14 protein-coding genes are annotated in these 12,440 nt (G+C 59.6%); 7 read left to right on the plus strand and 7 right to left on the minus strand.

Translation table 11 applies throughout. The features are described 5' to 3' along the window. Positions 1–211: 211 nt before the first annotated feature. Positions 212–2,077: a DNA mismatch repair endonuclease MutL gene (gene mutL, locus GOW09_RS08140; RefSeq protein WP_171117229.1), complete on the plus strand. Its 1,866-nt coding sequence runs from the start codon at positions 212–214 to the stop codon at positions 2,075–2,077. A gap of 52 nt (positions 2,078–2,129) precedes the next feature. Then, on the plus strand, positions 2,130–3,359 hold the full coding sequence (locus GOW09_RS08145) for a DNA recombination protein RmuC (RefSeq protein ID WP_171117231.1): 1,230 nt from the start codon (positions 2,130–2,132) through the stop codon (positions 3,357–3,359). A gap of 3 nt (positions 3,360–3,362) precedes the next feature. On the opposite strand, the gene GOW09_RS08150 is transcribed toward GOW09_RS08145, so the two are convergent. The 3 genes from GOW09_RS08150 to GOW09_RS08160 are packed head-to-tail and all read right to left on the minus strand — an operon-like array spanning position 3,363 to position 5,131. Further along, a complete protein-coding gene (locus GOW09_RS08150) occupies positions 3,363–3,767 on the minus strand; it encodes a hypothetical protein (RefSeq protein WP_171117233.1) in 405 nt (134 codons plus the stop codon). Positions 3,768–3,813: 46 nt separating this feature from the next. Then, positions 3,814–4,464 (minus strand): ChrR family anti-sigma-E factor, encoded by a 651-nt coding sequence (locus tag GOW09_RS08155; RefSeq protein ID WP_152459352.1) that lies wholly within the window; start codon positions 4,462–4,464, stop codon positions 3,814–3,816. A gap of 10 nt (positions 4,465–4,474) precedes the next feature. Next, entirely contained in the window at positions 4,475–5,131 is a 657-nt protein-coding gene (locus GOW09_RS08160) for a sigma-70 family RNA polymerase sigma factor (RefSeq protein WP_152459351.1), read from the minus strand. 146 nt (positions 5,132–5,277) lie between these two features. Between GOW09_RS08160 and GOW09_RS08165 the strand changes: the two genes are divergently transcribed. The 4 genes from GOW09_RS08165 to GOW09_RS08180 all read left to right on the plus strand — a co-directional run bounded on the left by GOW09_RS08165 (position 5,278) and on the right by GOW09_RS08180 (position 7,182). After that, positions 5,278–6,051, plus strand: a complete 774-nt coding sequence (locus GOW09_RS08165) for a DUF1365 domain-containing protein (protein ID WP_171117235.1) — start codon at positions 5,278–5,280, stop codon at positions 6,049–6,051. Between the two features lie 85 nt (positions 6,052–6,136). Continuing rightward, a complete protein-coding gene (locus GOW09_RS08170) occupies positions 6,137–6,454 on the plus strand; it encodes a DUF3775 domain-containing protein (RefSeq protein WP_152459349.1) in 318 nt (105 codons plus the stop codon). A 238-nt stretch (positions 6,455–6,692) separates the two neighbouring features. Beyond that, positions 6,693–6,920, plus strand: coding sequence for a DUF1127 domain-containing protein (locus GOW09_RS08175; RefSeq protein ID WP_152459348.1), 228 nt, complete (start codon positions 6,693–6,695; stop codon positions 6,918–6,920). 58 nt (positions 6,921–6,978) lie between these two features. Beyond that, positions 6,979–7,182 carry a DUF1127 domain-containing protein gene (locus GOW09_RS08180; protein WP_171117238.1) on the plus strand — a complete coding sequence of 68 codons (204 nt, stop codon included), beginning with the start codon at positions 6,979–6,981 and terminating at the stop codon, positions 7,180–7,182. A gap of 90 nt (positions 7,183–7,272) precedes the next feature. On the opposite strand, the gene GOW09_RS08185 is transcribed toward GOW09_RS08180, so the two are convergent. From GOW09_RS08185 to GOW09_RS08200, 4 genes are read right to left on the minus strand one after another with little or no spacing between them, the layout of a single operon-like run. After that, complete coding sequence (locus tag GOW09_RS08185; protein WP_171117240.1) at positions 7,273–8,415, minus strand: saccharopine dehydrogenase family protein; 1,143 nt, start codon at positions 8,413–8,415, stop codon at positions 7,273–7,275. Between the two features lie 3 nt (positions 8,416–8,418). Beyond that, positions 8,419–9,474 (minus strand): saccharopine dehydrogenase, encoded by a 1,056-nt coding sequence (locus GOW09_RS08190; RefSeq protein ID WP_171117242.1) that lies wholly within the window; start codon positions 9,472–9,474, stop codon positions 8,419–8,421. Between the two features lie 14 nt (positions 9,475–9,488). Further along, on the minus strand, positions 9,489–10,103 hold the full coding sequence (locus GOW09_RS08195) for a glutathione S-transferase family protein (RefSeq protein ID WP_171117244.1): 615 nt from the start codon (positions 10,101–10,103) through the stop codon (positions 9,489–9,491). 18 nt (positions 10,104–10,121) lie between these two features. Further along, on the minus strand, positions 10,122–10,772 hold the full coding sequence (locus GOW09_RS08200) for a histidine phosphatase family protein (protein WP_171117246.1): 651 nt from the start codon (positions 10,770–10,772) through the stop codon (positions 10,122–10,124). A 136-nt stretch (positions 10,773–10,908) separates the two neighbouring features. Here GOW09_RS08200 and GOW09_RS08205 point away from each other — a divergent pair, with 136 nt between their 5' ends. Continuing rightward, on the plus strand, positions 10,909–12,096 hold the full coding sequence (locus tag GOW09_RS08205) for a Zn-dependent hydrolase (protein WP_171117248.1): 1,188 nt from the start codon (positions 10,909–10,911) through the stop codon (positions 12,094–12,096). The last annotated feature ends 344 nt before the right edge of the window (positions 12,097–12,440 follow it).

The following is a 12,440-nucleotide window of genomic DNA, read 5'->3' on the forward strand; positions in this document are numbered from 1 at the left end:
AGAAACTGAGCCTGAGAATCTTAAGCAGATTTTCCGACAGGTGCGTGATACATGCGATCTCATAAATTAGCTGAAACACACCACTCACTTGGCACGTCCGGGTGATCCTGAATGAGTTCTCGTTCGCGGATACCCGGGCGCCCCCTCTCCTTTAGAATGTGCGATTCAAACCGGTGGCAGAATCGTGCGCGACTATGCTAGGTGTAGGGGTATGGCGCAGGCAAACCCCAATATCGGCGAAAAACGCCCCGTAATTAGGCAGCTCGACGATGCCGCAATCAACCGCATCGCGGCTGGTGAGGTGGTGGAACGACCGGCGTCGGCGGTCAAGGAACTGGTCGAGAATGCAATCGATGCCGGGGCCACGCGGATCGCCATCGATATCGCGGATGGCGGCAAGACCCTGATCCGGGTCACGGATGATGGCTGCGGTATCGCGGCGGAAGATCTGCCGCTGGCGCTGTCCCGCCATGCCACGTCAAAGATTGACGGTTCGGACCTGCTGAACATCCACACTTTCGGCTTTCGGGGCGAGGCGCTGCCTTCCTTGGGTGCTGTTGGGCGTCTTACCATAACCAGCCGTGTTCCCGGCGCGGATGCGGCGCAGGTGCACGTCGCGGGCGGCAAGATGGATGCGGTCAAACCCGCCGCCCTGCGCGCGGGGACTGTGGTCGAACTACGCGATCTGTTCTACGCCACACCGGCCCGCCTGAAATTCATGCGCACGGATCGGGCCGAGGGGCAGGCGATCACCGATATTGTGAAACGGCTGGCCATGGCCGAACCTTCCGTGACATTCGCCCTGCGGGATGTATCCGGCGGCGGCGAGGGTCGCGTGACCTTCCGTGCGGATCGCGAGAACGGAGATCTGTTTGATGCGCTCCACGCCCGACTGGCCCGCGTGATCGGGCGCGAATTCGCAGAAAACGCTTTGCAGATTGATGCCTTGCGTGATGGCATCCGGCTGTACGGCTATGCCGCCCTGCCGACCTACTCGCGGGGGGCTGCCGTGGCACAGTATCTTTTCGTCAATGGACGCCCCGTGCGCGACAAGATGCTGACCGGCGCGCTGCGGGCGGCCTATTTCGATTTCCTGAGCCGCGACCGCCACCCGGCTGCGGCATTGTTCATCGACTGCGACCCCACGCTGGTTGACGTGAACGTCCACCCCGCGAAATCCGAGGTTCGGTTCCGGGATCCCGGTGTCGCGCGGGGGCTGATCGTGTCCAGTCTGCGCCATGCATTGGCGGAAGCCGGGCACAGGGCATCCTCAACCGTGGCGAATGCGACGCTGGGCGCGATGCGGCCGGAACCCGCACAGCCTGCTCCGGCGCGGGTTTACCAGATGGATCGCCCGTCACCTACCGCGCGCACGGCGGCGTATCGCGCGCAGGCTCCGGGTTTTGCCGAGCTGGCCAACGACTACAGCGGCAGCATTGTCGAGCCGACCCCGGTTGCGCAGGTCGCCGAGGTGCAGGAGCAGCCTCAGGCGCAGGATCTGCCGCTTGGTGCAGCCCGCGGACAGGTGCACGAGAATTACATCATTGCCCAGACCGCCGATGGCATGGTGATCGTAGATCAACATGCTGCACATGAACGGCTGGTTTATGAGAAGCTGAAAACGCAGATGGCCGAGAATGGCGTCGCGGCGCAGGCCCTGCTGATTCCGGAAATCGTGGAATTGTCCGACGGGGATTGCGCCCGCCTGATGGCCGTCGCAGATGACTTGACGCGCCTTGGCCTGACCATCGAGCCCTTCGGCGGAAGCGCCATTGCCGTACGCGAAACCCCCGCCATTCTGGGTGAAGTCGATGCACGCGCCATGATCCTCGACATCCTGGATGAACTTGCCGATCAGGGTGAAAGCCAGATGGTGCAGGCAAGGATCGAGGCGATCCTCAGCCGGGTGGCCTGCCATGGGTCGATCCGATCCGGTCGTCGGATGCGCGCCGAAGAGATGAATGCCCTGCTGCGCGAGATGGAGGCGACACCGCATTCCGGCCAATGCAACCATGGGCGGCCCACCTATGTGGAACTGAAACTCAGCGACATCGAACGCCTGTTCGGGCGCAGTTGATCCTGCGGCCCGGCGGGGCTATGAAGAATAAAACAAGAACACGCGAGTTATGATGATCGAGATTGCAGGCACCCAATATGCATTGAATGACCCTGTCATACTGGTCGGTGGTGGCGTGGTGGCGTTGATTCTGCTGCTGCTGTTTCTGTCGTTGCGGGCGGCCAACCGCTCGGCCCGGATGGCGGAACCTCTGGCGCGGCAGATGGCGCATCTGGGTCAGCATGTTCAGCAACTGGGCCAGGGGCAGGAACAGTTGCGCGGCGGTCTTCAGCATGTCTCGGACACTCAGGCCAACGCGCAGATGCAGGTGATTCAGACGGTCGAGGCGCGTTTGGCTTCAGTCCAGCAACAGATGAATGACCGGCTGGCGGATAATGCGATGAAATCGGCGCGTGCGCTGGCCGAGATGCAGGAACGGATGAAAGAAACGTTGCATGGCTCGTCGAAACAGACTGCGACCTCGCTGACCCAATTGCAGGAACGTCTGGCCGCCATCGACAAGGCACAGGACAATATCACCAAACTGTCAGGCGATGTGCTGTCTTTGCAGGATATCCTGTCAAACAAGCAAAGGCGCGGGATGTTCGGTGAAATCCAACTGAACGATATCGTGTCCAAGGCGCTGCCCGCTGACAGTTATTCATTGCAAGCCACGTTGTCGAATGGCAGGCGGGCGGATTGCCTGATTCACTTGCCGAACCCGCCGGGACCGATCGTGATCGACGCAAAGTTCCCGTTGGAGGATTTCGAGGCGCTGGCCGCTGCGCAGACGAAGGCGGATGTCGAGAGATGCCTGCGGGCCTTCGGCGCTGCGGTGAAAGTGCATATCAAGGCGATTTCCGAAAAGTACATCCTGGACGGGGAAACTGCGGACGGCGCCTTGATGTTCGTACCTTCCGAGGCGATTTACGCCGAGCTGCACGCGCGTCTGCCCGACGTCGTGCGTGAAGGGTTCGCCGCGCGGGTCTGGATCGTGTCCCCGACGACATGCATGGCCACGTTGAATACCATGCGGGCTATCCTGAAAGACGCGCGTATGCGCGAACAGGCCGGAGCGATCCGCAAAGAGTTGGGGTTGCTGCACAAGGATGTGGACCGCCTGGGTGATCGCGTCTCGAACCTGGATCGTCATTTCGGGCAGGCGGCCAAGGATATCTCGGAAATCAAGATCAGCGCCGAAAAGGCTGGCCGACGTGCGCAGCGTTTGGACAATTTCGACTTTGAAGAAATCGAGACCAAGGCCGAAAACGGCGTTGTGCCCCTTGCTCGGCACGAAGGTTGAAATCTACTGGATGGACAGGTCCAGATTGTACCCCACGGTTTTTCCGGTATCCCTGTCATTGCCCATCAGATAGACGCGGATCGTATAGTCTCCATCGTCGGGCAGGGTGATCCGAGCCGTATTGCCGTCAATCGATCCGTTATAAATCGCCACACCGTCGCTGCCCGGCGGCAGGATGTTGAAATAGATCACACCATTACCATTGGTGTCGCTGACCTGAAGATCGGCAAACATCTCCTGTCCGGCTTTGGCGCCCAGCGAATAGTCGAAGTACTCATCTCCTGAGATGGTCCCGCTGACCATGGTGCCAAAATTGCCGGGCTGAAACTGAACCTCGGCCGACATTTGGGCCGATGCGACGGGCGCGATTGCAACGATAAGGACGCACACAGCAAGTCTTGCGAACATAATCATTCCTTTCAAAACACGCCGTACGCGGCCCTCGCGGGCAACATTAGATGCGCAGGAAGGGTTGGAACAGGCGTGGCATCAACTTGGTGAATTTCAACGGTGCATCCGTAACCGCCAGACAAATGCAATCTTCCGAAATGTCCGCCACAGGCGTGTGTTCCAAATCCTCGTCCGCGATCTCGACGTCGCCACGGGCGAAGCGATCCACTTCGTCCGAGAATGCGCCCTGAAGCACCATCGTCAATTCTATACCGTTGTGGCTATGATCTGGTACAGCCGTTCCGGCTGGAATGAACAGCAACCGGGCCGAGGCCTCGCTTGTGGTCGGAAGAATGGCCTGTTTCACACCCATGCCGATCGGTTTCCATCGGATATCTGAAACCGTACCGCCGACATAATCCTGCAACGGGGCCGGCAATACCGAGCAGTTCGGACGCGCCGGTTTAGCTGCTGGCGCACCTTTGGAGATCAATGCCATAGTCGCGGCCAGAGATTTGTCACTCATGGCGATGGATTCAGTCTGTTCCTCCAGAACATGCCCACCCACGGCGTCGTAACTTTCCGCCCGCGCACGGCAATGGTCACACAGCGACAGATGCGTCGCGACCATCAGGTCGAATGCCTCGGGCAGACTGCCTGCGGCATATGCCATCAGCAGGTCATCTGTCAGGTGATGTTTGATCGATTTACTCATCGTACTCATCTCAGTTCATCGCATGACGCAAGCGGTCCAGCGCCAGCCTGATTCGTGATTTGATCGTTCCCAGGGGCAACCCGGTCTGAGACGCAATTTCCCGATGACTCAGATCACCGAAATACGCCTTTTCGATCAGCTCTCTCTGCGCGTCTGGCAACGCTGTCAAAGCGGTGCGAAGCTGCGCGGTTTCTTGTTGCAGCGCGATGACATCGTCCTGCTCAGGCTCGGCCTCGGGACCCCACCACAATTCTTCGGGTTCGGGGCGGCGTTGCTTTCGCAGAACGTCAATGCGCTTGTTCCGAGCAATCGTGAATACCCAAGTAGCCACTGTTGCCCGCGTCGGGTCGAACAGATGGGCTTTGTGCCACAAGGTCGCCATCACCTCCTGCGCACACTCCTCGGCCATCGTGGCGTCTGATCCTGACTTCATCAGGAACGCCTTGATTCGTGGCGCGAAGTGCTGGAACAGCTCGGCAAATGCCGCCTGATCCTGCGCGTCGCGGATGCGCCTGACGTGATCCACCCATTCGGTTCTGGTCTCGCGCCTGCCGTTACTTCCGTTCACCCGTCTACCCTTGATGCGTTTCTTTTCGCGCCGAGGCTGAAGGGCGGCCGGTTCAGCCGCAGGTTCGTCCAAGGTCACGGTATCGATCTCGGTAAACATAACCTCATTACGGCGCGTTCCCCAAGCCGGATCACTTTATCGGGACATTATGATCCAAATTGTGCAAATTGCCGTATCGGAATTACCAGCATCTGAAGGAAATCAGTGTAGTTCAAGGCATTTACGGGAAGGCCAGAAAGCAGCGGATGACGCAGAAAATAGACCATATCGCGGGTCATACCTATCACGGGCGCAAGGGTGCGATTGAAAACGCATTCCGATACTCGGTCGATTACATCCTGCTGGATCCCGAAGCAGAGCTGGACACCCCTTTGCTGTTTTCGGTTGATCGCGCGAATGTCACGAACTGGCGCACCAGCGATCATGGGGGAGAGCCGGGTCACGGGGAAGGGGCCCAGTGGCTCCGCGTTCGATTTGATGAAATGTCGGTGCAACAACCGGCGCGTTTCAAGTTGCTGACGCAACCGCGCGTTTTGGGTCACGTTTTCAATCCCGTCAGTTTTTGGTTCTGTTTTGACGACAGCGATCACCTTTATGCCGTGGTGGCCGAGGTCACCAATACCTATGGCACCCGTCACAGTTACCTGTGTCACAAACCCGATTTCTCGGTCATCGAACCGACTGACAGGGTGGTGGCGGACAAGCTGATGCATGTTTCACCGTTTCAGAAAATCGAAGGCAGCTATACGTTCCGCTTTGACTATCGCGCGGATCGGGTCGGTGTCTGGATTGATTACGGCCGCGCTGACGGTGGGCTGATCGCGACGCTGACCGGCCCGCGGCAACCCCTGACCAACCGCGTGATTCTGTGGTCCTTGCTGCGGCGGCCATTCGGCGCCCGGAGAACCTTTGCACTGATCGTCTGGCAGGCTTTCCGGCTGTGGCTGAAAAAAGCCACCTTTCGCCCGTTTCGCAGGCAACCGGTACCGGACCAGCCGATTTCGCGTGCGCGGAACTAGGGCCGTTGTTTGCGTAAGATCAAAGACTCGGCCCTTGTTCGGTGATTGTGATGGCACGACAACCGCGAACACGAGGAGCTGATGCATGTTGGAAATATCGGCAAGAAAGGTCGCTCAGATTGCCATGATGGGGCGCGAGCTGAACCGGGCAGAAGGTGAAATGCGCGCCTTCATCGAACGTATGAGCGAAGACGAGCAAGCCGAACTGGTTGCCATCATGTGGATCGGCCGCGAAAGCTTTTTCCCCGAGGATCTGGCCGAAGCGATTGCCACTGCCAAGGCCGAGGCCTCGACCCCCTGCGCTGACTATCTGATCGGCACTCCGCACATGTCAGACCACCTCGAGAACGGTCTGGATGCACTGGGGATATCAGCCGAGGACGTCGAAAACGATCTGATGTGACTTGCCTGCAAAGGGGCGGTTTCTGCGACGGATCGATATTCGCGTTATCTTGATCCGCCACTGAAAGGACATGTCGCGGGCCTGGATCGAAGACTGTAATCAACGCGCCGGTCCAGCCCAAACTTTCCCTCCAATACAGTCTTAACAAACCTTAATGAACCGGTTTGGCAACGTTAAGGCAGCCTTCCCAAATCTGATGTCAGGAAGACAAAGACATTGAGTTCAGGAGGAGAAAGACATGTCACATACACAAACATTCGAAGGCCGGGGTGGCCTGCTTGACGGTCTGTTTTCAAACTATGCAGAAGCAAAGGTCGAGCATTTCCGCCGCCGGATTTTTTCGAAAACCGTGCGGGATCTGGAAAAGCTTGATGACGTGCAACTGGCCGACATCGGCATCCAGCGGGATCAGATCAAAAGACGCGCATATGAAAGTGTGTATCACAACAAGCCATACCGGCAGTGATCAAGCATTCAGCGTGAACTGAGACAATCCCCAAAAGCCTGTCAGCGAGGTTACCAGAATGTTCGACGTCATACCGCCCACCAATCAACCGGCTCCGGCCGCCAGTGCGCTTTTGCTGTTCGATCGTGCCATGCGGATCCGTTCGATCAGCCCTGATATTGTCCGCGCAGCCCAGCATCTGAATGCTTTGACCGATCATCAGTTGTCCGAGCTGGGCATCAACCGCAGTGATATCGAAGATACCATCCAGCGGTATATCTGAAGGCCGGGTGAGGGAAACCCGAACGAGGACAATATGCGTAAAGTACAAAAATGAAAGCCATTCCAGACGATCTGGAATGGCTTTTTTCATTCAGGCCGTGTGATCGACGATTTGCAGATGCTGGGCCAGCTTGTCGATTTCACCCATCCATCCCTGCACCAGCTTGGGATCGCTGGGGGCCGCGTGAACACCGGCCGGGATGGCGCGGTTCAATACGGCCTCGACGGCAAGTGAGACCGGAATCGACACCAGACGCGCCATTGCCGTGCCGCGCTCGTCGCCCCAGGCGTCCATGACATAGGTCTTGTGCCAGACTTCGATGCCGTCTTTCTCGGCCTTCAATCCCACGCACAACACAACACGATCAGGCTCGCCTTCGTCATAGGCGTTTTCCTCCCAGAACTGGTCCGACATCTCTTTCAGACGCGCATCCCCTTCCGGGCCGGACAGGGTTTCGATCTCGGTGAACACATCCGACCACGCGTCGGCCCAGCCGTTCAGACGCAAGGTGCCGCGGACGAATTCCTTGACCGGCCAGTGGTCCTCGAAATGGTACTGCGCCATGAAGGGGATCGAATCGCGGTTCGGGTAGACCTCGAAGCTTTCCGGTGTCGGCAGCGGGGCGATGTAGCTGCTGATCGCATCCCAGGGGCGGGCAACGTCCAGCGGCGCGTAATCGCGGATCGATTTCGACGGCGACCGCAGCGCTTTCAACACGCCCAGCGGCGACCAGCTGAATTTATAGCGGAACGGGTTGGGGTTCTTGGGAATGCCGCCGCAATAGGAAATGAAGCTCAGGTGGTTTTCCGGGTCGAACGCATCGGAGCCGCGGTAGTCGTCGATCAGGGCATGTGCCATCAGGTGATCGATGCCCGGGTCCAGCCCGACCTCGTTGACCAGTGCGACACCGGCCTCGCGCGCCTTGTCATCCAGCGCGCGCATCTCGGGCGCGATATACGAAGACGAGACGAAATTGGCCCCTTTCGAAATCGCCAGTTCCGCAAGCGGCACATGCCAGTCACCAGGCAGCATCGAGACGATTACATCGCCCTTCTCCAGTACGACGCCAAGCGCGTCGATGTCGAAGGCGCGGATGTCGTCGGTCAGGTCTCCGACCTCGGCCCTGGCCTTGTCGACGGTCCGGTTCCACACGGTGACTTTGTGGCCGCCTTCGATCAGGCGACGCAGGCCGGGAATGGCTGAGAGGCCGGTGCCACACCAATGAATGGTCATCGTTCAGAGTCCTTCAATATGCGTTTTGTAAGTTGCTTCTGCCCGACCCCAGACACCGCTGTCCAGATCGGTCAGGGTCAGCAAGGACGGCAGCAGTTGCGCGGCATAGTCTTCCGAGCTTTCGACCGGCAGCATCGACGGCAGGTTGTCGATCGCCATCACGTCCATCACCGGGTCGGTGGCCACGCGCAGGGCGGGTTCTTGCCACGTGGTGGCGCGGTCATAGACGGGCACCGGGTTGTAGTCGCTGTCAGGGTCGCAGGCCACGTCACCGATGGCGGTCAGCTTGCGCGGGGCGGTCAATGCCTCGCGCGGGACGAAGACAGGCGTTCCGGGGCGCGCGAAGATGCAGTTCAGGAACAGATCATGGTCGAGGATTTCCGGGAAAGGCCCACCGCGGGCGGTTTCGGCCATGTCCCACTTGGTGACCGCGACGCCCATCGCCTCACATAGGTCTGCGGCGCCGGTGCCTACACGGCCCAAAGCTCCGATGACGATTGCGCGGGGGCGGGGCGCGCCGGTGGCGTCCAATTCTGCCAGAAGTTCGGCGTTCAGCGCGTCCTTGCCGGGATAGACGCCGACGGGGCCGCAGATCCCGCCCCGTTGCTGCGCCGCCCAGGTCTTGAGCGTTACTGCCGCGCCCGCGTAGCCTGCCCAATAGCCGAATGCGGCGACCCGGCGACCATCCTCATCCACGAGGTATTCCAGATCATAAAGCGTGCCGCCGCCCGCCTTGAACCGTTCCAGCAGAGCCCGGCCCGAATACTGGCCCTTGAAGGCATGGCCGAACATGATGTGGCGGTGGGGCAAGGGTGTACCGTCTTCGGGCAGTTCCTTGAGGCCGAAGATGATCGCGTCCAGCGGGGCCTCGGGCCAGGAATTCTCGGGCGCGATCTCGCAGCCTGCTTCCTTGTAGCCGTCCAGTGGAATGGCTCGGGCATGGCTTTCCTCGACCGTCACGCGGATGCCGGCCGCGATCAGCGCTGCGGCACCTTCCGGTGTCAGCCCAACCCGTTCTTCGTTCGGGCGCTGTTCTGCCCGGACCCAGAGATGTGTCATCATATTTCCTTTTGTCAGAGCATTCCGGCAGCACGCACTGCCTGAACCGAAGGGCGTGCCTCCATCGCCTCACGGAAGGCGACGATTTTGGGAAAGGCCGAAACGTCCACGCCATCGCCTTCCAGCCAGCTGCACACCACATACAGATAGGCATCGGCCAGAGAGAACGCCTCGCCCAGCACAAATGGACCACGCAGGCCGTTCGACGAGATATATTCGCAGGACGCGGTCATCGTCTGCGCGACCTTGTCTTTCATGTCGTTCCAGCTGGATTTCTTGTCGGCCCAGCGGTGCCCGCGCATCTTGTGCGCGTGGTTCACATGCATGGTCGAGGCAAGGTAGAACATCACTTCGCGCATCCGGGCAGCCATCACCGGATCAGCCGGCACCAGCCCGGTCTCGGGGGCCTTGGCTGCAACGAATTCCAGCAGGGCTCCGGTTTCAGTCAGGATGCCGCCATCCATCACCAGCGCCGGAACGCGGCCTTTGGGGTTTATTTGCTTGTAAGCTGGTTTCGTCTGTTCGCCCCCGGCGAAGTCGAGCTTGACCGCTTCGTATTTCAGCCCGGTCTCTTCCAGTGCGATCGCGACAGCGACCGAGATGGTTCGGGGTGCATAGTAGAGCTGCATCAGGCGTCTCCGATCTGGTTACAGGTGGGTCTGCGCGAACTGCCGATCAGGGGCTTCCAGATGCGGAACGGCATTGAAAAGAACCGGGCTCAGCTGAGCGCCAATCGGATGCAGACGATGTATCGACGTGTTCATGATGGCAAGGGCCACCCGTGCCATTGACGGGATATCCAACCCCATCGCCTGCCGCACCACCATCGAAATCAACCCGCCCGAGGTCACGACGATGGCCGGTCCGCCCTCGGTCCCGATCTCGTGCAGCGCGTCGCGCACGCGCGTCTCGAATTCTTCGAAGGTTTCCGGCGGGTTCTTGATTTCGCCATTGGCCCAGGCCGCAAATGTTCTGGGCAGGTGTTCGACGAAACCTTCGCGGTCGGTGGGGATCGCGACGCCGTGTTGGTCCTCGAACAGTTGCGCCAGCGTGAAATACTCGATCTCGTTCAGTCGCGCGTCACGGATTGGCTCGTGCAATCCCATGCTGTCCGCCGTCTCGGCGTGACGGGTCAGGGTGCCGCAATAGACCCGGGCATAGTGGCTGCGGGTGTCACGCAGATGCGCCCCCAGCCAGCGCGCCTGCTGATGCCCCAAGTCGCTGAGCCTGTCATAGCTTGCCTCGTCCCGTGCCGTTGTGTTTGCCTGCCCGTGACGCACCAATGTGATATGTGACATGTCGGTCCCTCTTGCGCCGAAGTCTTAGGGCAGGTTCCCCTCTGGTGCCAGAGGGGTTTCACGCCTGTCGAAAAAAACCTCGCTCCTTTACTGTTTCTGGCTATGGTTTGCCCCGAACAAACCTTCGGAGGGGTTCATGACCGTCGATCACACGCGTTTTCTGACCGACCTGCATAAGTTGCGTGAATTCGGTGCCTCGGGAGTGGGCAAAGGGGTTGTCCGCCCTGCCTATTCCGACGCGGATATCGCTGCGCGCCAGTGGCTTGCCGGACGTATGCGCGAAGCGGGCCTGACCCCACAGTTTGACCCGGTGGGAAACCTGTTCGGATTGGCGTCCGGCCCTTCGCTGCTGATGGGATCACATTCCGACAGTCAGCCCGAAGGCGGCTGGCTGGACGGCGCCCTGGGCGTCATTGCCGCGCTGGAAGTCGCACGTTCCGTCGACCGTCCCATTTCAGTTGTCAGCTTTGAGGACGAAGAGGGGCGTTTTGGCGTGACCACAGGTTCTGCTGTCTGGTCAGGCGGGTTGTCTCTGGAAAAAGCTGATGTGTTGACCGATGGGGCGGGCGTCAGCTTTGGCCAGGCCCGATCCTCCATGGCAGACTTGTCCCAGGGCTTCGTGGACCCGTCCCGTTTCGATGGCTTCATAGAGATGCATATCGAACAGGGCCCCTCTCTGGACGCGTCCGGAGATCAGATCGGAGTTGTCACGGATATCGTTGGCATCCGCGATATGTCGATCACCTTCGAAGGTCAGCAGAACCACGCCGGCACCACCCCCATGCACCTGCGCCGCGACGCATTTCAGGCCCTGTCCCTGTTCAACACCCGGCTCAATGAGAGGTTTCGCAATGTCGTCACGCCGCAGACGGTCTGGACCATCGGGCGGGTCAACCTGCATCCAAACGCTTCGTCCATCGTGCCGGGACGGGTTCGGTTCTCGATGCAATGGCGCGATGCTGATGCAGACCGTTTGGCCCGGATGGAGGAGATCATTCGGGCGACAGCACAAGAAACCGCTGAGCAACTGGGGATGAGCTTGGATTACGGCCCCATGCTGGGGCTGGATCCCGTTGCCATGGATCCGACCTTGCGCCGCGCTCTTGAACGCGGTGCGGAACAGGTCGCGCCGGGTCGGTGGCGCAGAATGCCCTCGGGGGCCTTGCACGATGCCACCAACGTGTCTCGCCTGATGCCGGTCGCGATGCTGTTCACGCCCTCGATCGACGGAATCAGCCATGATTTTGCAGAAGATACGGCAGAGGTCGATTTGATTGCGGGGCTCGAAGTTCTGATGCGTGCCGTACGGTCCCTCTCTGTCTAAACGCCACTTTGCAACGAAAAATCCCGAAGAAGGTGGTGCATCGGCGGTGAAATCCTCCCCCCCGGCACCCGGCCGGGCGCCGGGGATTTCACGCGATGGAAACGAGGGTTGTTGCCTAACGGAAAAAAGTTTCCTATAGGAACATTCGTGATGCATGCGTCTGTATACCGCCTCTTCTTCGGATCGGTGTTTCACTAGAAACCGGGTGGAATCATTGCATTCTATGCGGCTTGGGGCAGACTGACGGTTATGCATTTTGACCTTTGGATAATCGGAAGTTGACCGGATCATGACCACACCGAAGCGCACGCCGTTGTATGACCATCACGTCGAGCTTGGCGGCA

Source organism: Ruegeria sp. HKCCA5463, assembly GCF_013034175.1.
Lineage (GTDB): Bacteria > Pseudomonadota > Alphaproteobacteria > Rhodobacterales > Rhodobacteraceae > Ruegeria.

Bases quoted from the DNA above. Each gene is read 5' to 3' on its own strand.
- mutL (WP_171117229.1), top strand. From the start codon at position 212: ATGGCGCAGGCAAACCCCAATATCGGCGAAAAACGCCCCGTAATTAGG.
- GOW09_RS08145 (WP_171117231.1), top strand. From the start codon at position 2,130: ATGATCGAGATTGCAGGCACCCAATATGCATTGAATGACCCTGTCATA.
- GOW09_RS08150 (WP_171117233.1), bottom strand. From the start codon at position 3,767: ATGTTCGCAAGACTTGCTGTGTGCGTCCTTATCGTTGCAATCGCGCCC.
- GOW09_RS08155 (WP_152459352.1), bottom strand. From the start codon at position 4,464: ATGAGTAAATCGATCAAACATCACCTGACAGATGACCTGCTGATGGCA.
- GOW09_RS08160 (WP_152459351.1), bottom strand. From the start codon at position 5,131: ATGTTTACCGAGATCGATACCGTGACCTTGGACGAACCTGCGGCTGAA.
- GOW09_RS08165 (WP_171117235.1), top strand. From the start codon at position 5,278: ATGACGCAGAAAATAGACCATATCGCGGGTCATACCTATCACGGGCGC.
- GOW09_RS08170 (WP_152459349.1), top strand. From the start codon at position 6,137: ATGTTGGAAATATCGGCAAGAAAGGTCGCTCAGATTGCCATGATGGGG.
- GOW09_RS08175 (WP_152459348.1), top strand. From the start codon at position 6,693: ATGTCACATACACAAACATTCGAAGGCCGGGGTGGCCTGCTTGACGGT.
- GOW09_RS08180 (WP_171117238.1), top strand. From the start codon at position 6,979: ATGTTCGACGTCATACCGCCCACCAATCAACCGGCTCCGGCCGCCAGT.
- GOW09_RS08185 (WP_171117240.1), bottom strand. From the start codon at position 8,415: ATGACCATTCATTGGTGTGGCACCGGCCTCTCAGCCATTCCCGGCCTG.
- GOW09_RS08190 (WP_171117242.1), bottom strand. From the start codon at position 9,474: ATGACACATCTCTGGGTCCGGGCAGAACAGCGCCCGAACGAAGAACGG.
- GOW09_RS08195 (WP_171117244.1), bottom strand. From the start codon at position 10,103: ATGCAGCTCTACTATGCACCCCGAACCATCTCGGTCGCTGTCGCGATC.
- GOW09_RS08200 (WP_171117246.1), bottom strand. From the start codon at position 10,772: ATGTCACATATCACATTGGTGCGTCACGGGCAGGCAAACACAACGGCA.
- GOW09_RS08205 (WP_171117248.1), top strand. From the start codon at position 10,909: ATGACCGTCGATCACACGCGTTTTCTGACCGACCTGCATAAGTTGCGT.